This window comes from Collimonas sp. GW821-FHT07E08 (assembly GCF_059418905.1).
Map to the genome: position 1 here is coordinate 38,032 of NZ_JBWKQR010000013.1, position 23,359 is coordinate 61,390.

General features: G+C 61.5%; 21 protein-coding genes. 7 read left to right on the forward strand and 14 right to left on the reverse strand.

The window, feature by feature from the left end:
* Positions 1-72: 72 nt before the first annotated feature.
* Together pnp and rpsO are read right to left on the reverse strand one after the other, a co-directional pair.
* A complete protein-coding gene (gene pnp, locus AC07RZ_RS17555; RefSeq protein ID WP_144741161.1) occupies positions 73-2,208 on the reverse strand; it encodes a polyribonucleotide nucleotidyltransferase in 2,136 nt (711 codons plus the stop codon).
* A gap of 292 nt (positions 2,209-2,500) precedes the next feature.
* Positions 2,501-2,770 (reverse strand): 30S ribosomal protein S15, encoded by a 270-nt coding sequence (gene rpsO / locus AC07RZ_RS17560; protein ID WP_014007042.1) that lies wholly within the window; start codon positions 2,768-2,770, stop codon positions 2,501-2,503.
* Between the two features lie 165 nt (positions 2,771-2,935).
* On the opposite strand from rpsO, the gene AC07RZ_RS17565 reads away from it, so the two are divergent.
* Together AC07RZ_RS17565 and AC07RZ_RS17570 are read left to right on the forward strand one after the other, a co-directional pair.
* Positions 2,936-3,433 carry an outer membrane protein assembly factor BamE gene (locus tag AC07RZ_RS17565; protein WP_144741164.1) on the forward strand — a complete coding sequence of 166 codons (498 nt, stop codon included), beginning with the start codon at positions 2,936-2,938 and terminating at the stop codon, positions 3,431-3,433.
* 20 nt (positions 3,434-3,453) lie between these two features.
* The gene (locus AC07RZ_RS17570) at positions 3,454-4,347 is read left to right on the forward strand and encodes a YihY/virulence factor BrkB family protein (protein WP_494668905.1); all 894 of its coding nucleotides are present in this window, start codon (positions 3,454-3,456) and stop codon (positions 4,345-4,347) included.
* Positions 4,348-4,366: 19 nt separating this feature from the next.
* On the opposite strand, the gene lolD is transcribed toward AC07RZ_RS17570, so the two are convergent.
* A complete protein-coding gene (gene lolD, locus AC07RZ_RS17575) occupies positions 4,367-5,065 on the reverse strand; it encodes a lipoprotein-releasing ABC transporter ATP-binding protein LolD (protein ID WP_494668906.1) in 699 nt (232 codons plus the stop codon).
* The gene (locus AC07RZ_RS17580; protein ID WP_092398218.1) at positions 5,058-6,323 is read right to left on the reverse strand and encodes a lipoprotein-releasing ABC transporter permease subunit; all 1,266 of its coding nucleotides are present in this window, start codon (positions 6,321-6,323) and stop codon (positions 5,058-5,060) included. Before AC07RZ_RS17580 ends, lolD begins: the two co-directional genes overlap by 8 nt.
* Before the next feature lie 189 nt (positions 6,324-6,512).
* Here AC07RZ_RS17580 and AC07RZ_RS17585 point away from each other — a divergent pair, with 189 nt between their 5' ends.
* Positions 6,513-6,977, forward strand: a complete 465-nt coding sequence (locus AC07RZ_RS17585) for a thioredoxin family protein (protein ID WP_494668907.1) — start codon at positions 6,513-6,515, stop codon at positions 6,975-6,977.
* Between the two features lie 45 nt (positions 6,978-7,022).
* On the opposite strand, the gene AC07RZ_RS17590 is transcribed toward AC07RZ_RS17585, so the two are convergent.
* Positions 7,023-7,790 carry an SDR family NAD(P)-dependent oxidoreductase gene (locus AC07RZ_RS17590; protein WP_144741175.1) on the reverse strand — a complete coding sequence of 256 codons (768 nt, stop codon included), beginning with the start codon at positions 7,788-7,790 and terminating at the stop codon, positions 7,023-7,025.
* 21 nt (positions 7,791-7,811) lie between these two features.
* Complete coding sequence (locus AC07RZ_RS17595; protein ID WP_494668908.1) at positions 7,812-9,485, reverse strand: AMP-binding protein; 1,674 nt, start codon at positions 9,483-9,485, stop codon at positions 7,812-7,814.
* A gap of 282 nt (positions 9,486-9,767) precedes the next feature.
* Between AC07RZ_RS17595 and AC07RZ_RS17600 the strand changes: the two genes are divergently transcribed.
* Positions 9,768-10,781, forward strand: a complete 1,014-nt coding sequence (locus AC07RZ_RS17600; RefSeq protein ID WP_494668909.1) for an AraC family transcriptional regulator — start codon at positions 9,768-9,770, stop codon at positions 10,779-10,781.
* 1 nt (position 10,782) lies between these two features.
* On the opposite strand, the gene nhaR is transcribed toward AC07RZ_RS17600, so the two are convergent.
* Complete coding sequence (gene nhaR / locus AC07RZ_RS17605; protein ID WP_144741180.1) at positions 10,783-11,703, reverse strand: transcriptional activator NhaR; 921 nt, start codon at positions 11,701-11,703, stop codon at positions 10,783-10,785.
* A 98-nt stretch (positions 11,704-11,801) separates the two neighbouring features.
* Between nhaR and AC07RZ_RS17610 the strand changes: the two genes are divergently transcribed.
* The 3 genes from AC07RZ_RS17610 to AC07RZ_RS17620 are packed head-to-tail and all read left to right on the forward strand — an operon-like array spanning position 11,802 to position 13,207.
* Entirely contained in the window at positions 11,802-12,164 is a 363-nt protein-coding gene (locus AC07RZ_RS17610) for an HPF/RaiA family ribosome-associated protein (protein ID WP_144741183.1), read from the forward strand.
* 17 nt (positions 12,165-12,181) lie between these two features.
* Entirely contained in the window at positions 12,182-12,868 is a 687-nt protein-coding gene (locus AC07RZ_RS17615) for a Bax inhibitor-1/YccA family protein (protein ID WP_494668910.1), read from the forward strand.
* 60 nt (positions 12,869-12,928) lie between these two features.
* Positions 12,929-13,207, forward strand: a complete 279-nt coding sequence (locus AC07RZ_RS17620; RefSeq protein ID WP_494668911.1) for a TFIIB-type zinc ribbon-containing protein — start codon at positions 12,929-12,931, stop codon at positions 13,205-13,207.
* A 66-nt stretch (positions 13,208-13,273) separates the two neighbouring features.
* Here the strand turns inward: AC07RZ_RS17620 and AC07RZ_RS17625 are convergent, their stop codons facing one another.
* The 7 genes from AC07RZ_RS17625 to AC07RZ_RS17655 form a co-directional block, all read right to left on the reverse strand.
* Positions 13,274-15,583 carry an NADP-dependent malic enzyme gene (locus AC07RZ_RS17625; protein ID WP_494668912.1) on the reverse strand — a complete coding sequence of 770 codons (2,310 nt, stop codon included), beginning with the start codon at positions 15,581-15,583 and terminating at the stop codon, positions 13,274-13,276.
* Positions 15,584-15,879: 296 nt separating this feature from the next.
* Positions 15,880-16,320, reverse strand: coding sequence for a dihydroneopterin aldolase (locus tag AC07RZ_RS17630; protein WP_092398204.1), 441 nt, complete (start codon positions 16,318-16,320; stop codon positions 15,880-15,882).
* Entirely contained in the window at positions 16,317-16,925 is a 609-nt protein-coding gene (locus tag AC07RZ_RS17635) for a sarcosine oxidase subunit gamma (protein ID WP_494668913.1), read from the reverse strand. Before AC07RZ_RS17635 ends, AC07RZ_RS17630 begins: the two co-directional genes overlap by 4 nt.
* Complete coding sequence (locus AC07RZ_RS17640) at positions 16,915-19,920, reverse strand: sarcosine oxidase subunit alpha family protein (protein WP_494668914.1); 3,006 nt, start codon at positions 19,918-19,920, stop codon at positions 16,915-16,917. The genes AC07RZ_RS17635 and AC07RZ_RS17640 overlap by 11 nt, the downstream gene beginning before the upstream one ends.
* On the reverse strand, positions 19,917-20,201 hold the full coding sequence (locus AC07RZ_RS17645; RefSeq protein ID WP_144741201.1) for a sarcosine oxidase subunit delta: 285 nt from the start codon (positions 20,199-20,201) through the stop codon (positions 19,917-19,919). The genes AC07RZ_RS17640 and AC07RZ_RS17645 overlap by 4 nt, the downstream gene beginning before the upstream one ends.
* 27 nt (positions 20,202-20,228) lie before the next feature.
* Positions 20,229-21,473, reverse strand: coding sequence for a sarcosine oxidase subunit beta family protein (locus tag AC07RZ_RS17650; RefSeq protein WP_342830215.1), 1,245 nt, complete (start codon positions 21,471-21,473; stop codon positions 20,229-20,231).
* A gap of 45 nt (positions 21,474-21,518) precedes the next feature.
* Positions 21,519-22,910 (reverse strand): L-serine ammonia-lyase, encoded by a 1,392-nt coding sequence (locus AC07RZ_RS17655; RefSeq protein ID WP_092398194.1) that lies wholly within the window; start codon positions 22,908-22,910, stop codon positions 21,519-21,521.
* Between the last annotated feature and the right edge of the window lie 449 nt (positions 22,911-23,359).

Below are 23,359 nucleotides of genomic sequence, written 5' to 3' on the forward strand. Positions count from 1 at the left end.
TCGGCTGAAAATAAAAACGCCCGGGATGCATTTGCATCCCGGGCGTTTTCCCGTGCTACTTACAGCACTGGATTACTGTGCTGCCGCAGGAGCAGCTTCGCCGCCCTCTTCAGACTGGGCTGCCTTCATCGACAGCTTCAGACGGCCGCGGTCGTCGGTTTCGAGAACCTTGACGCGCACTTGCTGGCCTTCTTTCAGGTAGTCGGCAACTGCATTGACACGCTCATTGGCGATCTGGCTGATGTGCAGCAAGCCATCCTTGCCTGGCAACACTTGCACGATCGCGCCGAAGTCCAGCAGCTTCAAGACCGTACCTTCGTAGACCTTGCCGACTTCAACCGAAGCCGTCAGTTCTTCGATGCGGCGCTTGGCTTCCTGGCCTGCAGCGGCATCCACCGAAGCGATAGTCACGACGCCTTCGTCGCTGATATCGATCTGGGTGCCGGTTTCTTCGGTCAGGGCGCGGATCACTGCGCCGCCCTTGCCGATCACGTCGCGGATTTTTTCCGGATTGATCTTGATGGTGATCAGGCGCGGCGCGAAATCGGACAGCTCGGTTTTACCGTGCGGCACCGCTTCCTGCATCTTGCCGAGGATATGGATACGGCCTTCTTTGGCTTGCGCCAGCGCGACCTGCATGATTTCCTTGGTGATGCCCTGGATCTTGATATCCATCTGCAGGGCAGTGATGCCGTTGGCAGTACCGGCCACCTTGAAGTCCATGTCGCCCAGGTGATCTTCATCGCCCAGGATGTCGGTCAGGACGGCGAACTTGCTGCCTTCCTTGATCAGGCCCATGGCGATGCCGGCAACGTGCGCCTGCATCGGCACGCCGGCGTCCATCAGCGCCAGGCAGCCGCCGCAGACCGAAGCCATCGACGACGAACCGTTGGATTCAGTGATTTCCGATACCAGGCGCACCGAGTAGCTGAAATCTTCCGGCGCCGGCAGTGCTGCCTGCAGTGCGCGCTTGGCCAGGCGGCCGTGGCCGATTTCGCGGCGCTTAGGCGTACCCACGCGGCCGGTTTCACCGGTAGCGAACGGTGGCATGTTGTAATGCAGCATGAAGCGGTCCGAGTATTCGCCCATCAGCGCGTCGATCTTTTGCTCGTCGCGCGCGGTGCCCAGCGTGGCGACTACCAGCGCCTGGGTTTCGCCGCGGGTGAACAGTGCCGAACCGTGGGTACGCGGCAGGACGCCGGTACGGATCGTGATCGGGCGCACGGTGCGGGTATCGCGGCCGTCGATGCGTGGCTCGCCTTCCAGGATCTGCGAACGGACGATCTTGGCTTCCAGGTCAAACAGGATGCCGCTGACTTCGGATGAGTCAGGTGCGGTGCCGCCGATCGATGCAGCTTCAGCAGCCAATGCCGCGTTGACTTCCGCGGTAGCGTCTTTCAGCTTGGTGGTGCGGGCTTGCTTGTCTTTGGTCTGGTAGGCTTCACGCAGCTTGGCTTCGCCGAAATGCGCAACGCGGGCGATCAGCGCTTCATTCTTGGGCGCCGGGCTCCATTCGACTTCAGGCTTGCCGCCGTCGCGCACCAGTTCGTGGATGGCGTTGATGACTGCCTTCGATTGCTCGTGGCCGAATACAACCGCGCCCAGCATGATTTCTTCCGACAATTGCTTGGCTTCAGACTCAACCATCAGCACCGCGGTTTCAGTACCGGCAACCACCAGGTCCATGGCCGACTTGGTCAGCTGCGAAGTGGTTGGATTCAACACGTACTGGCCGTCGATGTAGCCGACGCGCGCAGCGCCGACCGGGCCGGCGAAAGGAATGCCGGCAACCGACAGGGCAGCCGAGGCGCCGATCATTGCAGCGATGTCTGGATCGATTTCAGGATTGACCGACAGCACGTGGATGATGACTTGCACTTCGTTCAGGTAACCTTCCGGGAACAGCGGGCGGATCGGACGATCGATCAGGCGCGATGTCAGGGTTTCTTTTTCGGAAGGACGGCCTTCGCGCTTGAAGAAACCGCCTGGGATGCGGCCGGCTGCGTATGTCTTTTCAACGTAATCAACGGTCAATGGGAAAAAATCCTGACCTGGCTTGGCATCTTTGCGTGCCACCACGGTAGCCAGCACAACGGTATCTTCAATCGATACCAGCACTGCGCCGGAGGCTTGGCGAGCGATCTCGCCGGTTTCCAGCGTGACCTGATGCTGACCATACTGGAATGTCTTCGTAACTTTATTAAACACAATATATCCTTTCATTTTGCCGACAGATTTTCAGGCGCTGTCGTTCACCTCACCACTGACGATTCATCGCTGGCTGCTGCGAATGAATTGCCGTCTCCTTGCTTAGTACCAACCTCTTGAAACTTGTGCAGATAAGCCGCAAAGAAGCCGCTGCCAAAAGCAAAAATGCCCGCATCAGAAACTGATACAGGCATTTTTTCAACTTATCGACGGACCAAGGACATCGTCACGAAATATCGAAACAGGATGCCGCTGAAAATACCGGAGGCCGACGATGAGCCGCGCACTACTATTACTTACGCAAGCCGAGTTTTTCGATCAGCGAGCGGTAACGGTTCAGATCCTTACCCTTGAGGTAGGACAGCAGGCTTTTACGACGGTTAACCATCATGATCAGGCCGCGGCGGGAATGGTGATCCTTGGCGTGGGCTTTGAAGTGACCGTTCAGGTCGTTGATACGGGCTGTCAGCAGCGCAACTTGCACTTCCGGGGAGCCGGTGTCGTTTTGACCGCGCGCATTATCAGTGATAATAGCGGCCTTGGCTGTTTTTTCGATAGTCATGCTTTACCTTTCACAAGCGGTGTACAGAGTACGTAACCCTATGCACCGTGAACAAACAATTAAAAAATCCGGTCAAACTTGACCAGACGCGCAGTATATAGCAAAAATCCTGCTGATTCAAATACTTAGCGTCGCACCAACAACAATTTATCTGGGAGTATCGCAATGAAGCAACCCTTTCCCCTCCTCCTGGCCGGTTTGCTGCTGGGCCTCGGCGGCTGCGCCTCGCTGCTGGCGCCGCCGGTCAATCCCGGCGAACCCGAGGCGCAAGTCCTGGCGCGCCTGGGAAAGCCGACCGGATCTTATCAAGACGGCAATGATGTATTATTGGAATATTCGCGCGGCCCGTTCGGCCAGGCGACGTACATGGCGAAAATCGGCCCGGACCATCGATTGATTTCTTACGAGCAAGTACTGACCCTGGAAAAATTCGCTACCATCAAGGTCAACCAGTTCAACCAGGCCGACGTCCTGCGCACCATCGGCAAACCGTACGAAACCATCTATTACGACCGGGTCAAGCTGAACGGCTGGAATTACTCTTACAAGGAAGCCGGCGTCTGGAACTCGCAGATGACCGTGTATTTCGATGACAGCGGCATCGTGCGCAAGCTGGAAAACGGCCCCGATCCGCGTTATGAGCACTCCCGCTTCGGCCGGTAAATTTCCAAAAAGGCGACTGCATGATCAAACTCCCCGAGCGGCAACGGATCCAGGCCATGCTGGCCGGCACCCTGCAGGAATGGTTCAAGCAGCGCTGCGGCAGCAAGGGCGCGGCGCTGGCCTTCTACACCCTGTTTTCGATGGCGCCGATGCTGATCCTGGTGATCGCGATTGCCGGCGCGGTATTCGGCGAGCAGGCGGCGCGCGGCGAGATTGTCGGCCAGCTCTCCGGCTTGATCGGCTCGACCGGCGCCGACGCCATCCAGCTGCTGCTGGCGGCGGCCCACAGCAACCGTTCGGGGCCGCTGGCGGCGCTGATCGCGGTGGCGGTGCTGCTGGTCGGCGCCACCACCGTATTCTCCGAACTGAAAGATAGCCTGGACGAGATCTGGTACGTGCCGGTCACGCGCCACTCCGGCTTCGTTGGCCTGGTCCGCACCCGGCTGCTGTCGTTCGGGCTGATACTGGTGCTGGCCTTCCTGCTGCTCACCTCGCTGGTGGTGAGCGCGGCGCTGGCGCTGCTGGCCAAATACCTGGGCGGCATGTGGATCAGCGTGACGGTGGTTGTCTCGCCGCTGTCGCAACTGTTTTCGTTTGCCGTGATCGCCAGCCTGTTCGCCTCGATCTACAAGATGCTGCCGCAGGTCAAACTGCCATGGCGCGATGTCTGGATAGGCTCGATCGGCACCGCCGCCCTGTTCGTGCTGGGCAAATACCTGATCGGCATCTACCTTGGCAACAGCGGCGTCGCCTCCAGCTATGGCGCGGCCGGCTCGGTGATCGCGCTGCTGCTGTGGATTTACTATTCGGCGCAGATCTTTTTCTTCGGCGCCCAGTTCACGCGCCAGTACGCGCTGTTTTTCGGCAGCCTGCAAAACAAGGAAGCCGGCCATCTCGCGACGCCGGCTTCCTGACTCCCTGCACATCGGGCGTTTAATCCCGGTACGGCTCCAGCCCGCGCTCTGACAGGCGCAGGATGCGGCCGCAGCGGCGCGCCAGTTCGATGTCATGGGTCACGATCACGAATGCCGTGCCGAGGGTCTGCGACAGTTCCAGCATCAGGTTGAACGTCATCTGCGCCGTAGCCCGGTCCAGGTTGCCGGTCGGTTCGTCGGCCAGCACACAGGCCGGCCGGGTCACCAGCGCCCGCGCCAGCGCCACCCGCTGGCGCTCGCCGCCGGACAGTTCGCCCGGCACATGGATCACCCGCTCGGCCAGGCCGACCCGCGCCAGGATCGCGCGCGCCTGCTGCTGCGCATCGCTGCGCTTGAGGCGGCGGATCATCAACGGCATGGCGACGTTATCCAGCGCGGAAAACTCCGGCAGCAGATGATGGAACTGGTAAACAAAACCCAGTGCATTGTTGCGCAAGTCGCCGCGCGTCTTTTCGCCCAGCGTCGTAAAGTCCTTGCCCAGCAGGCTGACATTGCCGGCGGTCGGCGCATCGAGGCCGCCCAGCAGGTGCAGCAGGGTTGACTTGCCGGAGCCGGAAGCGCCGACGATGGCGACCTGCTCGCCCTTGGCGACATCGATATCGATACCGTTCAAGACCTTGACCGAGTAGCTGCCCTGGGTAAAGGTCTTGCCCAGGTTGCGGCAGGAAAGGACGATGGAATTGTTTGTATTATTCATAACGCAATGCCTCAGCAGGTTTCACCCGGGCGGCCCACCAGCTCGGATACAGGGTGGCCAGGAAAGCCAGCACCACGGCGACCCCGCCTATGGTCCAGACATCCGGCCAGCGCAGGTCTGACGGCAATTCGGTGATCACGTACACGCTCTTGGGCAGGAACTGCACATGCAGCATGCGTTCGATGAACGGCACGATAACGTCGATATTCAGGGCCACCAGCACCCCGCCGCCGACGCCGATGGCGGTACCGACCAGGCCCACCAGCGCGCCCTGGATCATGAAGATCTTCATGATCGAGCCCGGCGATGCGCCCAGGGTGCGCAGGATCGCAATGTCAGCCTGCTTGTCGGTCACCGTCATCACCAGGGTCGACACCAGGTTGAAGGCGGCTACCGCGATGATCAGGGTCAGGATGATGAACATCATGCGTTTTTCAGTCTTGACCGCGGCGAACCAATTGCTGTTCTGCTGGGTCCAGTCGCGCAGGTACAGGTTGGGCGGCAGCGTGGTCGCCAGCTGCTGCACGATCTGCGGCGCCTGCAGCATGTCAGTGACTTTCAGGCGCACGCCGGACGGCGAATCCTGGCGGAACATCTTTTCCGCATCTTCCAGGTGGATGAAGGCCAGGGTCGAATCGTATTCAAAATGGCCGGCCTCGAAAATCCCGGCCACGGTGAACTGGCGCAGGCGCGGAATCACGCCGGCCGGGGTCACCTGCCCTTGCGCCGCCATCAGCGTCACCTTGTCGCCGATGCCGACGCTCAAGGCGTGCGCCAGCTCTATGCCCAGCACGATATTGAATTCGCCCGGCTTGAGGTCGTTGAAGCTGCCGCGCTTGACCTTGCTGGCCACGTCGGACACCTTCGGCTCTTCGGCCGGCAGCACGCCCCGCACCGCGACGCCGCGCAACACGCTGTCGCGCACCAGCATGGCCTGCGCGTCGACATAGGGCGCCGCGCCTATCACTTCCTTGTTCTTGAACGCTTGCTGGGCGACCTCTTCCCAGTTCGGCATGGAGCCGGAAGCGTCGAACACTTCGATATGGGCCAGCACCGACAGCATGCGGTCGCGCACGTCTTTCTGGAAGCCGTTCATCACGGACAGCACCACGATCAGCGCCGCCACGCCAAGGGCGATGCCGGCCATCGAAATCAGCGAGATGAAGGAAATAAAACTGTTGCGGCCGCTGCGCTTGCCCGCACGGGTATAGCGGATGCCGACCAGCCACTCAAACGGTAAATTTTTTAAGATGCTCAAACGAGGCTCCCGAAATCAGCCCGCAGTTTGCCATAAATTGGCAAACTCACGGAGCTTTCCCGCTGATTCTGATCCAGGCAACGAGTTATCGTTCAGTCAAAATCGAGGCGCCGCCGCCAATTACCAAAACGAAATATACTATTCGACATACGGCCGTATCCGTAAAATACCCAACCTGAACAGGATTGCATGATGAAAAAACTCTTCGCCCTCTGCCTGGGACTGTTATTGGCGCAGGCGGTAGCCGCCGCCCCGCTGCCCTACGATGAAAAGGCCGACGCCAAGGCCGACCTGAGCCAGGCGTTGAGCCAGGCCCAGGCCAGCCACAAGCAGGTGATCCTGGTGTTCGGCGCCAACTGGTGCACCGATTGCCGCGAACTGGACAAGGCGATCCATGGCAAAAGCGCGTCGCTGATCGACGGCAAATTTGTTCTGGTGAAAATCGACGTCGGCAATTTCGACAAGAACCTCGACGTTGCCCAGTCTTACGGCAACCCGATCAAGAAGGGGATTCCAGCCGCCGTCCTGCTCAGCCCGGACAACAAGATCCTGTACTCGACCAAGGCCGGCGAGCTGGCCGATGCCCGCCGCATGGGCGAGAACGGCATCTATGACTTCTTCAATAAAGAAATCGTCAAACGGCAAGGCAGCTAAGCTCACGCCCAGCCGCCCGCGTTTCCTGCAAACCGCGCTGCGCCGTTATTTCGGCGCCAGCCGGATGCCGCCGTCGAGGCGGATCACTTCGCCGTTCAGGTAGACCGTCTCGACGATGGTCTTCACCAGCGCCGAGAATTCGGCCGGCTTGCCCAGCCGCGGCGGGAATGGCACCATTTTTCCGAGCGCCTCCTGCACCTCTTCCGGCATCCCGAGCAGCATCGGGGTTTCCATGATGCCGGGCGCAATCGTCATCACACGGATGCCGTGGCGCGACAGTTCGCGCGCCGCCGGCAAGGTCAAGGCCACTACCCCGCCCTTGGACGAAGCATAGGCAGCCTGGCCGATCTGGCCGTCAAAGGCGGCCACCGAAGCCGTATTGATGATCACGCCGCGCTCGCCGTCGGCATTCGGCTCGCCCTTGCTCATCGCATCCGCGGCCAGCCGCATCATGTTGAACGTGCCGATCAGGTTGATCTGGATCACCCGCGCAAAATCTTCCAGGGCATGCGGCCCTTCCTTGCCGACGATGCGCTTGGCCGGCGCCACGCCTGCGCAGCTGACCAGGCCGTGCAAGCCGCCGAACACGGTGAGCGCCGTGTTGACAGCTTCCGCGGCGCTGGCCTCGCTGCACACATCGGTCGCCACGAAACGGGCGTTGGCGCCCAGATGCGTCGCCAGTGCGGCGCCGGCTTCCTGGTTGATGTCGGCGATCACCACCTTGGCGCCGCCCTGCACCAGCATGGCGGCGGTAGCCGCACCCAGGCCGGAACCGCCGCCGCTGATCAGGAATACATTATTTTCGATTTGCATGGTTTTCTCTTCTTTTCTTCTTTAGGTTTTAGCCTTGGCGATTTCCTGGTTGCGCAAGATGAAGCGCTGCAGTTTGCCGCTCGGCGTTTTGGGCAGTTCAGTTAAAAATTCGATTTCGCGCGGATAGGAATGCGCCGCCAGCCGGTGCTTGACGTATTGCTGCAGCTCGGCCACCAGTTCCGCGCTGGCCTGGCAGTCCTTGCTTAAGACGACAAAAGCCTTGACCAGTTCAGTACGCTCGGGATCGGGCTTGCCGACCACCGCCGCTTCCACTACCGCCGCGTGCTCCAGCAATGCGCTTTCGACATCGAAAGGTCCGATGCGGTAACCGGAAGAGGTAATGATATCGTCGCCACGCCCGACAAAGCTGATGCTACCATCCTGGTTTTTCTCGACCGTATCGCCGGTGACGTAATAGCGGCCCTCGTTATCTGCGGCATCCTGCTGCCAATAACCCTGGAACCAGTACACCGGGGAATGCTGGCGGTCCACCGCCAGCACGCCTGGCTGGCCCACTCCCAGTTCGTTTTCGTCATCGTCCAGCACCGCCAGCCGGTACCCGGGCATGGCGAGGCCGGCCGAACCCATGCGCACCTCGTGCCGCAAGCCATGGTGGTTGCACAGCACCATGCCGGTTTCGGTCTGGCCGTAGTGGTCGTTGATCGGGCAGGCAAGGTGTTCGCCGAACCAGCGGATCACTTCGGGATTCAGCGGTTCGCCGGCGCTGCTGACAACCCGCAGCCGGCCCTTGACCGGCGCCGCGGCCTCGGCGCCGCCGGCGATCAGCAGCCGGTACGCGGTAGGCGACCCGGCGAGATTGGTAATCTTGTATTTGTCGATGAGGCGGTAGGTGCTTTCTACCGTGAACGAACCCTCATAGAAGGTAATCGCGTGCCCCATCAGCATCGGCCCCGTCACGCAGTAGTACAAGCCATAGGCCCAGCCGGGATCGGCGATGTTCCAGAAAGCGTCTTCCGGCCGCACATCCAGCGCGTAGCGCGTGTAGACGTAGAACGCCAGCATTGCCCGCAGCGGCACCGCGACGCCTTTGGCCGGCCCCGTGGTGCCGGAGGTGAACAGCATGATGAAAGCGTCGTCAGCCTTGCGCATCACCGGCGCAAACTCGGCCGGCTGGCGCGCCATCTCTGCCCGGAAATTGAAATCGCCGGCCGCCGTTTCATCGGCTACGGTCATGATCGGCGGGCAATCCGGCACTTCCTCCAGCTTGTGGCGGTTATCGGCGTCGGTAACGATCAGCTTGGCTTCGCTGGCGGCCACCCGGTATTCAATCGATTTCGAGCCGAAAGCGGTAAACAGGGGCTGGTACACCGCGCCGGCGCGCCAGGTGCCGAGGATCGCGACCAGCAGTTCCGGCGTACGCGGCAGCAATCCGGCCACACGGTCGCCGGGCTGGACGCCCCGCTCTTTCAGGAAATTGGCAAAACGGCCCGACAATTCCATGAGCTGGGCGAAGGTATACCTGGCGCTGCGGCCATCCTTGCCTTCCCAAAGCAACGCGATACGGCCAGGCGTGGCGTGGCGGTCGCAGCATTCGACGCAAGCGTTGATGCCGGTTTGCAAGCTGCCGGACAGCTCGGCGGCAATGCTGTCGACATTGAAATCCGCATAAAACCTGGCATATTCAGGAATGCTGGCGTGCGCAATTGCAGCATCGCCTGGAAAAGCAGGTGGCATGAGTGTTCTCCTCTAACCTAAAATGGCAGGCTTAATCGGCTCTTGTTGTTGTCAGAAATAGAATTGCTGTAGTCAAGTCTAGAATATTTGGTGGCTGACGGCCATGTTAAAAGCGATCAGCGGGCTTGATCGGAATTGCAATACCGAGCAAATGAAATTATGGCCACCTCTAAAACCGTAGCGAGCGGCTCAAGGTCGGGGTGAGAAGCGCAGCCGTACGAAAGTACGGTGAGCATCGCCGCCCCGAGATTGAGCCGCGCAGTAGGTTTTAGAGGTGGTCATATGGAAGACTGGGAAAAGGGTACGATCGCGATCAGTTTTGTCGATGAAGCGCTGCACAGCATGCGCCAGCGCGGCATGGATACCGAATCGCTGCTGCTCCAGGCCGGCATCGCGCCGCGCTGGCTGCACGAACCGCACGCCCGGGTCGCCGCCGCCAACTACGGCCGGCTGTGGTACCTGATCGCGCATGCCATGGACGACGAATTCTTCGGCATGGACAGCCACCCGATGCGGGTCGGCAGCTTCAACATGCTGTGCCGCAGCGCCCTGCACAGCGCCAATCTCGGCAAGGCCCTGGAACGCATGCTGGATTTCCTGCGGCTGGTGCTGGACGACATGTCGGCCGCCCTCACAGAACAAGACGGCCTGGCGCGCATCGCCATCAGCGACAGCGGCCGTCCGCGCCGCATGTTCGCCTACGGCGCCTTCCTGATGATCGTGCACGGCATCGGCAGCTGGCTGATCGGACGCCGCATCCAGCTGCTGTCGGCGGACTTCCGCTGCAAGGAACCGCTGGCCAGCCTGGACTACAAGATCCGCTTTTGCGACCAGGCGCGTTTCAGCCAGCCGCAAACCAGCATCACCTTTGACGCCGCCTGCCTGGCGTTGCCGATCGTGCAGAACCAGCGCACGCTGCAGCCTTTCCTGCGCGAAGCGCCCGGCAACCTGCTGGTGAAATACAGCAACCACGACAGCCTGGCGGCGACCATCCGCCGCCGGCTGCGCCAGCTGCCGCTGACGGAATGGTCGGATTTCGACAGCCTGTCGCAACAGCTCAACACGCCGGCTTCGACCCTGCGCCGCAAGCTCAGCCAGGAGGGGCAATCCTACCAGGCGATCAAGGACAACCTGCGGCGCGACCTGGCGATCAATTACCTGAGCGGCTCCGCCAAGAGCATAGAAGATATCGCCATCAGCCTCGGTTTTGCCGATTCCAGCGCCTTCCACCGGGCCTTCAAGAAATGGACGGGGAGCAGCCCCGGCGAGCACCGGCGCGCATTGTCGGGGGACTAACTCATTTGCGCTTGGCCGGGGTGAACACCCTGCCGTGTATCGCCGACAGGATCGCCTCCACCGCCGGATGCTTGATCTTGCGCTCATTCGATACCGCATAGAACTGCTCATGCACCTGGTCCAGCTCGCCGATCAGCACCGCGCCGAACTGCTCCTCGACGTCCGCGGCCAGCGCCGACGGCGCCGGGAACAGGCCGAGGCCGTTGCGGCCGAACGTATTCAGCAGCGCATTGTCATCGAATTCGCCGACCACATCCGGCCGCAGTTCATGCGTCTCGAACCAATGATCGATGCGGCCGCGGATCACGTTGTTGCGGGTCGGCAGCAGCAAGGGCGCGCCGCTCAGGCTGGCCGGGAATCCTGCGCGGTAGCGCTTGGCCAGCTCCTTGCTGCCGAACAGCGCGATATCGCTTTCGCCGAGCAGATGGCTGAACACGCGCAATGCCGCGCCGGACGGCGCCGGCCGGTCAGTCAGCACCACATCCAGCTTGTGCATGGTGAGGTCGCCCAGCAGCGACTCGAACTTGTCCTCGAAACACACCAGCTTGACCCGCTGCGGCAGGCGCAGCGCGGCTTCCAGCAGGCGCGACGAGATCAGTTTCGGCAGCGAATCCGAAATCCCGACCGCCAGCCGCAAGGTAGGTTCGTCTTCGACGGCGGCAAGCGCCTCCTGCATCTGTTCGCCCAGCAGGAAGATCTGGTCGGCGTAACCCAGCGCCAGGCGTCCCGCTTCGGTCAATACCAGCCGCCGCCCCTGCGGCGCCAGCAGCGACTTTCCTATCGCCTGCTCCAGCAGCGACAGCTGGGCGCTGACGGTTTGCACCGCCAGTCCCAGCCGTTCGGCGGCGCGCGTGACGCTGCCCTCCTTGGCCACCACCCAGAAATAATGCAGGTGGCGGAAATTCAGTCCCGATGTCTTCATTGTTCTGTTTTTCCGAAGTAATTCTTCGATTATCTTCGCTTTTTAAGTTCATGTCGCGGCGCTATGATGATTTCTCCTGAAACGAACTGGAGTCTTTGATGAAACCGACTATCGCCATCGTCGCTACCAAAGGTGTAAAACTCAGCCGCAGGCTGCGCGAGTACGTTATCCATCGCTTGAGCCTGGCGCTCGACAGGAGGCAATACAGCATCCAGGCAATGAAAGTGCGCATCAGCGACCAGAACGGCCCCAAGGGCGGCATCGACAAGCATTGCCAGATCCAGCTGACCTTGCCCGGCCTGCCGACCGTGGTGATCACCGAAAAAGGAAACGATGTCGCGGCCATGGTCGACCAGGCCGCGCATCGCGCCGCACAAGCCATCGACCGCCTGCTGTCGCGCGCCAAATCGATCCGGCACACCAGATACACGGTGCCGACCAGCGAACCAGCCCTTATCTAATGTTACGAAAGACCGCCATGAACAACCGCTACAACACTCTTAGAAACAGTAGCGCCAGGCATGCCGCCACCACGGTGATGGACGGCGCTGCGCGCAAGGTCCTGCGCAACACCTACCTGCTGCTGTCGCTGTGCCTGGGCTTCAGCGCCATCGTCGCCGGCGCCTCGATAGCGTTCAGCCTGCCCGCACCGGGCATCATCATTACCTTGGTCGGCTATTTCGGCTTGCTGTTCCTGGTCACAAAGTATCGTGACCAAGGGCTCGGCGTGGGACTGGTGTTCGCCCTGACCGGCTTCATGGGCTACACCCTGGGACCGATCGTCAGCCATTACCTGAGCCTGCCTAACGGCGGCTTGACGGTGATGATGGCGCTGGCCGGCACCGCCATCATTTTCCTGGGAATGTCCGCTTGTGCGCTGGTCACCAAGCGCGACCTGTCCTTCATGGGCGGCATGCTGACGGTTGGCGTGCTGGTGGCTTTCGTGGCCGCACTGGCAGCGATCTTCTTCAGCATCCCGGCCTTGTCGCTGACCGTATCCGCGGTGTTCGTGCTGCTGATGTCGGGCATGATCCTGTTTGAAACCAACAATATCGTGCGCGGCGGCGAGACCAATTATGTGATGGCGACCGTCAGCCTGTTCGTCTCGATTTTCAACCTGTTCACCAGCCTGCTGCAGCTGCTGGGATTCGTCAACAAAGAGTAAATCCGCGGCAGAGCCTGCACGGCCTGCCAGGGTTACGTTTGAATATTATGGAGAGTGACTATGCATTGCCCCGTATGTAAAGACAAGGAGCTCGCCATGAGCGAGCGCCAGGGCATCGAAATCGATTATTGCCCCGGCTGCCGCGGCGTCTGGCTGGACCGCGGCGAACTGGACAAGATCGTCCAGCAATCGGCGCATGAACTGGCAAGCGCCAGGGCGCAGCCCGCAGCTCCGGTCCGGCATCAGCCCGGATACCGTCAGGAGCAGCACGGATCGCAGTACGGCGATTACCGCCGGCCGAAGAAGAAAGAGAGTTTCTGGCAAGAGCTGTTCGACTGACAGCATTGCATTGTATTGTGTTGAATTGAGCGGGGGACAGGATCAGGCATCCTGTCCCCCGCTGGCTTATGCTCCCTGCTTGGCAGAGATCGCGTTCGCCACCACCAGCGCGGTCATGTTGACCACCCGCCGCACAGTCGCCGACGGATTAAGGATGTGCACCGGCGCCGCCGCGCCCAGCAATACCGGCCCCACCGTCACGCCCTGGCCGCCGGTCATCTTCAACACATTGAACAGGATATTGGCGGCGTCCAGGTTCGGCGTCACCAGCACGTTGGCATCGCCGCTGAGCGTGGATTTCGGCAGGAACTGCGCCCTCACCTCTGCACTCAAGGCAGCGTCGCCGTGCATCTCGCCATCGGCTTCGACATCCGGCATGCGCTTGACGAACAGGTCGCGCGCGGCGCGCATTTTCTTGGCCGACGGCCGCGTGCTGGAACCGAACATCGAATGCGACAGGAACGCCACCTTGGGCGGCACGCCGAAACGCCGCACCTCTTCCACCGCCATCGCCGCGATATCGGCCAGCTGCTCGGCGTCCGGATCGTCGTTGACGAAAGTGTCGGCGATGAACAAGGTATGCTTGTCGAGCACCAGGCCGTTCATGGTGGCGAAGCACTTGGCGCCGTCACGCAGGCCGATGATGTCGCTCACATGTTCCAGGTGGTTGTCGAAACGCCCGACCAGGCCGCACAGCATGCCGTCGGCGTCGCCCAGCTTGACCAGCAGCGAGGCGATGGTGGTGTTCGAACGGCGCAGCGTCGATTTCGCCATCTCCGGCGTAACGCCGTCGCGCGCCTTGATCTCGTGGTAGGTTTCCCAGTACTGGCGGAAACGCACATCGTCTTCCGGATTGATCAGCTCGAAATCGCGCCCTGCCTGCAAACGCAAGCCGGCGCGCTTGATGCGCGCTTCGATCACCGCCGGACGGCCGATCAGGATCGGCCGCACCAGCTTTTCTTCGAGCGCGATCTGCACCGCACGCAATACGCGCTCGTCCTCGCCCTCGGCGTAGACGATACGCTGCGGTTCGCCGCGCGCCGCGACGAACACCGGACGCATGAACATGCCGGTATGGCTGACGAAACGCATCAGCGACTGGCGATAAGCCTCCATGTCCTTGATCGGACGCGTCGCCACGCCCGACTCTTCGGCGGCGCGGGCGACCGCGGGCGCGATGCGCAGGATCAGGCGTGAATCGAACGGCTTCGGGATCAGGTATTCAGGACCGAAATGCAGCTCCTGGCCGGCATAGGCGGAAGCCACTTCTTCGCTGATCTCGGCCTTGGTCAGGTCGGCGATCTCGCGTACGCATGCGACCTTCATCGCTTCCGTGATGCTGGTGGCGCCGCAATCGAGCGCGCCGCGGAAAATATAAGGGAAGCACAAAACGTTGTTGACCTGGTTCGGATAGTCCGAACGGCCGGTGGCGATGATGCAGTCCGGCCGCGCTTCCAGCGCCAGCTCCGGGCGGATTTCCGGTTCCGGGTTGGCCAATGCCAGGATGATGGGCTGTGAACCCATGGCCTTGACCATGTCCTGGGTCAGCACGCCGGGCGCCGAGCAGCCGAGGAATACATCGGCGCCGACAATCGCGTCGGCCAGGGTGCGGGCGGCAGTGGTTTGCTGATAGCGCTGCTTGGACACATCCAGCTTGTCTTCGCGCTTGTCATGGATCACGCCGCGCGAGTCGCAGACGAAAATGTTTTCACGCTTGACGCCCAGCTCGACCATCAGGTCGAGGCAGGCAATCGCGGCAGCGCCGGCGCCGGAAGCCACCAGCTTGACTTCGCCGATCTTCTTGTTGACCAGCTCCAGGCCGTTCAGCAAGGCTGCCGAGGAAATGATCGCGGTGCCGTGCTGGTCGTCGTGGAAGACCGGGATCTTCATGCGTTCGCGCAGCTTCTTCTCGATATAGAAACATTCCGGCGCCTTGATGTCTTCCAGGTTGATGCCGCCCAGCGTCGGCTCCAGCGCGGCGATGATCTCGACCAGCTTGTCCGGGTCGCGCTCGGCCAGTTCGATGTCGAACACGTCGATGCCGGCGAAATTGTGGAACAGGCAGCCCTTGCCTTCCATGACCGGCTTGCCGGCCAGCGGCCCGATGTCGCCCAGGCCCAGCACCGCGGTGCCGTTGGTGACCACGCCCACCAGGTTGGCGCGCGAGGTGTATTCCACCGCCATCTCCGGATCTTCGTGGATCGCCAGGCAGGCATAGGCTACGCCGGGCGAATACGCCAGCGACAGGTCGCGCTGGTTCGACAGGGGCTTGGTCGGCACCACGGCGATCTTGCCGCGCGTCGGGCTGCGATGGTACTCGAGCGCAGCGTCGCGCAGGGCCTGCTCGGCCGCAGAAAGAGTGGTAGGGGTGCTCATTGATGGTCTCCTGGGTACGCTAATGAAAATTCGGTGGCAGCGACATTATCACAATGTCTATCGACGCGGTTTGCCGGCGACCGATATCTCTGCTGGGGAAGATGCTTTTTGGAAAGGGAAATTATCCGGTGGGATCGTGGTTTGAATTGTGCGGCTCATGACAAATGGTAGACGAATCCCGGGCAACTTGCAGCGTTACCGCGAAAAATACCAGTCTAATTTATTCCGCAGTGCCGCATAAAAAAAGCCCGCGCATGCGGGCTTGCCATCGGAAGATTACTGCCATCATGCCAATGTCAGGCTGCGACGCTGCTTTCCAGCGGCTGCTGTATCAGCAGCGTCTCATAACTCCAGCGCGTCCAGCTCGAAGCCACGCCCAGCCGCGCGGTATTGGGACGGATCTTCGGCTTGTGGATCGCAACCCGGATTTCATCCAGCATCGGAAATTCGCGGAACGACAGGCTGGCGACTTCCGACGCCAGCGTCTCCAGCAGCCGGGTATGCGGCTTGGCCTGCAGGAAAGCGGTAACCACGCCGCAGTAATGATCGTAGTCGATCACCGAAGCGGCGTCGTCATCGTGCTGGCCGCCGCCGGTGCGGTAGGACAGCTCGATATCCAGCTCCACCGGCTGCGGCTTTTCATGCTCATGCGGATGCAGGCCGATGCGCGTGATCGTCGACAAGGCTTCGACGAAGATCTGCCAGCGGACGCCGCTAGCGATGTTTTCATTCTTCATCGGAGATACTCCTGGCAAGCGTCGAGCAGGATACGGCCGAAATAGTCAGCGAAGCTGCGCCGGATGACCAGTTCATACGCATCGTCGGCCAGCGGCCGCAGCAAGACGCCGGCCTTGAAGAAATGACTCTGGGCGCATTGGCCAAGCGTGAACACAGCCGGATGGAAATCCAGCGGACAACCCTTCTGCAATACCTCGCGCGCCTTCGCCCCGCTGAGCACCAGGCTGGTGTTGCCGCTGCTGACATCCACCACGGAAGCAAACTCTCCCGCCAGCGCGCCGGCCAGGTCGGCGCACAGCGCCGGCAGGCGCGGCTGCTTCGACTGGATCAGCCATTCGTTGGGCGCCAGCCAGTAGATGGTGAACTGTTCGCTGTCGCTTACCGTGTTCGGCTGCAACGGCAAAACCGCGCCTGTGAGGCTTTTGACAGCTTTCTGCAATACCGTGGAATCCGCTCCGCCCTTGAGGTTGATCAATTCAAGGAAGGGTTTCTCCTCCATGCTGACGGCGGCGTTGGCGCCCGCCGCAAGCGGCGCCAGCATTTGCGTCAGTTCGGTGAACGGCGATTCCTGCTGCACCTGGAAAAGCTGGGTTTCATTCAACATGTTGACGGACTCCTTCTGCATCGTAAAACACCAGGCTGCTGATCTTGGCCGCGAGATTGCGTCCGTTCGCCAGCGGAATGCTGACTTCCTGCCCCATCTTGCCGAGGCCGCCCTTGATCAGCGCGAATGCAATCGAGCGCTGCAGGATCGGGCTGAAATAGCTGGACGTCACGTGGCCTATCATGGCGGCGACCGGTTCATTGCTCGGCTCCGCCAGGATCTGGCTGCCTTCCGGCAAGACGAAATCCTTGTCCTCGCTCAGCAGTCCGACCAGCTGCTTGCGGTCGCTGCGCGCAGTGTCGGAACGGATCAGCGAACGCTTGCCGAGGAAATCCTTGGACTTGGCGACCAGGCCGCCCATGCCGAGGTCGAATGGCGTCACCGAGCCATCGGTATCCTGGCCGACAATGATGTAGCCCTTCTCTGCCCGCAGCACATGCATGGTCTCGGTGCCGTATGGCGTGATGTCGAATTCCCGGCCGGCTTCGATGATCGCATCCCAGATGGCGCGTCCCATGTTGGCCGGCACGTTGACCTCATACGACAGTTCGCCGGAAAAGCTGATGCGCATGATGCGGGTGAACACGCTGTTGATGCTGCCTTCGCGGAACGACATGAACGGGAATTTCTCATTCGAGAAATCGATGTCCTTGCACACTTTCTGCAGCACGCGCCGGGCATTCGGCCCCACCACTGCAAACGTCGCGAAGTGGTCGGTCACGGAAGTCAGGCTGACCTTCAGGTGCGGCCATTCGGTCTGCAGCCAGCGCTCCATCCAGTCCAGCACGCGCGCCGCGCCGCCGGTGGTGGTGCTCATCAGGAAATGCTGTTCGCCCAGGCGCACCGTGACGCCGTCGTCGAACACCATGCCGTTTTCATCCAGCATCAGGCCGTAGCGGCATTTGCCGACTTCCAGCTTGTTCCACGGATTGGTGTAGATCCAGTTCAGCAAGGTCACCGCATCCGGCCCCTGCACATCGATCTTGCCCAGGGTCGAGGCATCCAGGATGCCGACGCTGTTGCGCGCCGCCAGGCATTCGCGCGCCACCGCGGCGTGCAGGTCTTCCTTGCCGCGCGGGTAATACCAAGGCCGTTTCCAGTTGCCTACATCTTCAAACAAGGCGCCCTGCTCCTGGTGCCAAGGATGGATGCAGGTCTTGCGGATCGGCGTCAGGAACTCGCCCAGCTCGCGCCCGGCCACGGTGCCGAAGGTCACCGGCGTGTAGTTCGGGCGGAAGGTGGTGGTGCCGGTTTCCGGGATGGTCTTGCCCAGCACTTCAGCCAGGATCGCCATGCCGTTGATATTGCCGAGCTTGCCCTGATCGGTGCCGAAGCCAAGCGCGGTATACCGCTTGACGTGCTCCACCGAGTGGTAACCCTCGCGCGCCGCCAGGTAGATGTCCGCCGCCGAAACGTCGTTCTGGTAATCGACGAACTGCTTGGGACCGCGCCCCACCTGCTTGCGGTCGCCCACCAGCCACAAAGGCATGATGGCGGCTTCGGACAGCTCCGCCACTTTCCAGCTGGGCAGCGCTACCGGCTTCAGCCCGGCTGCAAGGATCGCTTGCCGGGCCGCCAAAGCGCCGTCGCGCAAGGCGCCGCCCAGGCTGAAATCGCCGTTGGCGGCGCCCGCGCTGGTTTCCTTTTGCATCGCCGAGCCCGGCACAAAACAGGCCTTTTCGTTGCTCCAGTGGGCCTTGCCGCCGGACTGGGCAAACAGGTGGATCACCGGATTCCAGCCGCCCGACACGCCCAGCAGGTCGCAGGAAACCGAGGTGATGAACTGTCCCGGCACGCCTTCCCGGTGACGCGCCACCTCCACCATCTTGACATGGCGGCGGCCGCTGGCGGTCACTACCACGGCGCCGTTGATGATGTTGACGCCATGCCGCCTGGCGGCAGCCGGCAAGCTGCTGTTGCCGGCCGGGCGCGGGTCGACCACGGTCACTTCAGCGCCATTGGCCTTCAGGTCCAGCGCAGCCTGGTAAGCATCGTCATTATTGGTGAAGATCACCGCCTTGCGCCCCGGCAGCACGCCGTAGCGGTGGATATAGGTCGACACCGCCGACGCCAGCATGATGCCGGGCAGGTCGTTGTTGCCGAACACGATCGGCCGCTCATGGGCGCCGGTAGCCAGTATCACGTGCTTGGCGCGTACCTTCCACAGGCGCTCGCGCACCAGGCCGCGCGCCGCCAGCGGCAAATGCTCGCTCAGGCGCTGGGTCACGGTCAGCAGGTTATGGTCCTGGTAGCCGAATACCGTGCTGCGCGACAAGATCGTCACTTCCGGCAAACGCCTCAGGTCGGCGCTGATCCTTGCCACCCACTCGGCGGCTGGCAAGCCGTCGATCACCGCCGGCCCGGACAACAGGCTGCCGCCCAGTTCCGACTGGTCGTCGACCAGCACCACCCGCGCGCCGGAGCTGGCAGCCACCCAGGCCGCCGCCAGGCCGGCCGGACCGGCGCCTGCAACCAGCACATCGCAATGCGCGTAGGTCTTTTCGTAGCGGTCGGGATCGAGTTCGGTCGGCGCCTTGCCGAAGCCGGCCGCTTCCCGTATTACTTCTTCGTACTTGCCCCACCAGCTGCGCGGCCACTTGAATGTCTTGTAATAGAAACCGGCAGGGATGAAGCGGGCAAACAGCTGGTTCACCGCCATCCGGTCGTTCTCGATGCTGGGGCTGGCGTTGACGCTGGCCGCGCTCAAGCCCTGGTACAGCTCGATTTCGGTGGCGCGGGCGTTGGGCACCGTGTAAGCGCCGGTTTCCAGCTGCACCAGCGCATTCGGTTCTTCCACGCCGGCGGTGACGATGCCGCGCGGACGATGGTATTTCCAGCTGCGCGCCACAAAATGCACGCCGTTCGCCAGCAGCGCCGAGGCCAGCGTATCGCCCTGGAAACCCTGGTAACTCTTGCCGTTGAAGGTAAAGCTGAGCGGCGCGCCGCGGTCTATGCGGCCGCCGCCCTGCAGTCGATGCGTTTGGCGGTTGCTCATGTTGCGCTCCCTGCTTCAGTCTTTTCGCCGAACTTGCTGTAACCGAGGAACTCGTAAGTGACGGTGTCGCGCTCGGCCATGAACCAGCGCCGGCAGCCATGGCTGTGCAGCCACTGCTCGCGGTGCACGCCGCGCGGATTCTTGCGCATGAACAGATAGTCGCCCCAGGCTTCGTCGCTGATGTTTTCGGTGTCCAGCGGACGCGCGATGTCGGCTTCGCCGCCGCAATGGAATTCACTCTCGGCGCGCGGCCCGCACCAAGGGCAGGTAATCAATAACATGATGGATCTCCAGGCAGATGGCGGAAATTAGTGGGCGACGGCGGCGGCGCCGTGTTCGTCGATCAGGTGGCCGCTGTAGAAACGGTCCAGCGCAAACGGTGCGTTCAGGGGGTGCGGATTATCGTTGGCAATCGTGTGGGCGAACACCCAGCCCGAACCCGGCGTCGCCTTGAAGCCGCCGGTGCCCCAGCCGCAGTTGAAGTACAAACCCTTGACCGGGGTCTTGGAAATGATCGGGCAGGCATCCGGCGAAACGTCGACGATGCCGCCCCACTGCCGGTTCATGCGGACCCGGCTCAGCACCGGGAACATTTCGACTATCGCCTGCAGCGTGCCTTCGATCACGTGGTAGCTGCCGCGCTGGCCGTAGCCGGTGTACTGGTCGACGCCGGCGCCGATCACCAGGTCGCCCTTGTCGGACTGGCTGATGTAGGCATGCACCGCATTCGACATCACCACCGTATCGATGATCGGCTTGATCGGTTCCGACACCAGCGCCTGCAAGGGATGGCTTTCCAGCGGCAGGCGGATGCCCGCCATCGCCGCCAGCACGCTGGAATGGCCGGCGGCGACTACCGCTACTTTCTTCGCCTTGATGAAACCCTTGACGGTATCCACCCCGGTCACCGCGCCATTCTCGCGCCGGATCCCGGTGACGCCGCAATTCTGCAAGATATCCACGCCGCGCTCATCGGCGCCGCGCGCAAAGCCCCATGCCACCGCATCGTGCCGCGCCACCCCGCCGCGCCGCTGGAACGAAGCGCCCAGCACCGGATAGTGGCTGTTCAGGTTAATGATCGGCACGATTTCCTTGACCTGCGCCGGCGTCAGCCATTCGGCGTCGACGCCGTTGAGGCGGTTGGCGTTGATGCGGCGGTCGGTATCGCGCACGTCCTGCAGGGTATGCGCCAGGTTCATCACGCCGCGCTGGCTGAACATGACGTTGTAGTTCAGGTCCTGCGACAAGCCTTCCCACAGCTGCATGGCTTTTTCATACAGCATGGCCGACTCGTCCCACAGGTAGTTCGAGCGCACGATGGTGGTGTTGCGGGCAGTGTTGCCGCCGCCTATCCAGCCTTTTTCGATCACCGCGATATTGCGCAAGCCGTGCACCTTGGCCAGGTAATAGGCAGTAGCCAAGCCATGGCCGCCGCCGCCGACGATGACAATGTCGTATTCCTTTTTCGGTTCCGGACTTTTCCAGGCCCGCTGCCAGTTCTCATGGTAGGAGAGCCCGTTGCGGATCAGGCTGAATATCGAATAATTGCTCATACACTCCTCAAAGTTCCGGAACCGCTGTTTATTGCCGCCGACTACTCAGCACTCGATGACATTTACCGCCAAACCGCCACGTGATGTTTCTTTGTATTTGGTCTTCATGTCGGCGCCGGTCTGCATCATGGTCTTGATCACATTGTCCAGCGACACATAATGCTTGCCGTTGCCGCGCAAGGCCATGCGGGCGGCGTTGATTGCCTTCACCGCGCCCATTGCATTGCGTTCTATGCAGGGAATCTGCACCAGACCGCCGACCGGGTCGCAGGTCATGCCGAGGTTGTGTTCCATGCCGATTTCGGCAGCGTTCTCGATCTGCTCTGGCGTGCCGCCCTGGACCGCCGCCAATGCTCCCGCTGCCATCGAACAGGCGACGCCGACCTCGCCCTGGCAACCGACTTCAGCGCCCGAGATGGAAGCGTTTTCCTTGTAGATCAGGCCGATCGCTGCAGCCGTCAGCATGAAGGTCATGATCCCGTCTTTATTCGAACCGGGAATGAACTTGGTGTAGTAATGCAGCACCGCCGGTAATACGCCCGCCGCGCCGTTGGTGGGCGCGGTGACGATCCGCCCGCCCGCGGCGTTTTCTTCATTCACCGCCATCGCATACAGGTTGACCCAGTCCAGCATGGACAAAGGATCCGTGAACGATTCCTCGGAACGCTCCTTCAGTTGCCGGTACAGTTCGGAAGCGCGGCGCTTGACCCGCATCGGGCCCGGCAATTCACCGTCTATCGAACAGCCGCGCTTGACCGCCGCCGCCATCACGTCCCAGATGCCGAGCAGCTTGGTCCGCACTTCTTCCGCCGAACGCCAATGCTTTTCGTTTTCCATCATCAGCGCGGCAATCGTCAGGCCGCTTTCAGCGCACATGCGCAACAGCTCGTCGCCGGAATGGAACGGATACGGCAGCTCGCCTTCGCTTTGCACGCTGCCCGCCTGCACCAGGTTGACGCGCTGGCCTTCCTTGCTGACCACGAAACCGCCGCCGACCGAGTAGTATTCCTTTTCCGCGATCACGCTGCCGGCAGCATCCAGGGCGACAAAACGCATGCCGTTCGGATGTTGCGGCAAGGCTTCGCGGCGGAAAAACAGCACATGCTCTTTCTCCACGCAGCCAATCGGATGGCTGCCGTTCAACAGCAGTTTCCTGGTGCTGCGGATTTCCGCCAGGCGCGGCTCGACGTGGTCCGGGTCGATGTTGTCCGGCAGGTTGCCTTCCAGTCCAAGCAGCACTGCCTTGTCGCTGCCGTGGCCCTTGCCGGTCGCGCCGAGCGAACCGTATAGCTCGACCCTGACCGCATGCACCGCATCGAGCAGGCCGCTATCGTGCAAATGCGCAGCAAACCGATTGGCGGCAATCATCGGTCCCACCGTATGCGAACTGGAGGGGCCGATGCCGACCTTGAATAAATCGAATGTGCTGATGTTCATAGGAAACCCGATTGGATACACTGGCAAAACATGGTGCTAACGTTCATGACAACTCCTGGGTGGGTTGAAGTATTTTTCCCGGCCAACGGCAAGCAGCGCACGAGACACGACAACGCCAGGGTACAGCGCAACAGCCCCGATCCGGGCTTCGCTTCAAGCCACAATTCAAGCCACAATTCAAGCCTCAATCGGCAATCGGTTGCAGTGCTATTCCTTTGCATCATTTTGTCCTTGCACAGGCCGGCCTATTTTCCGTAGCTGACAAGTGTTTGTCCTTTTCCGACAAGCACGACAATATTTAATTTTACGGCCAAGTCACGGGTGCGGCGCGATGACATTTTCTTGTAGGGCATAAGCCGAATCCCGGAATATTACCAATTAGACATGTTCAGCCGGCATGCCGAATCCGGGTAAGATGGCAATCCCCTTCCTAACCCTGGCCCACGGGC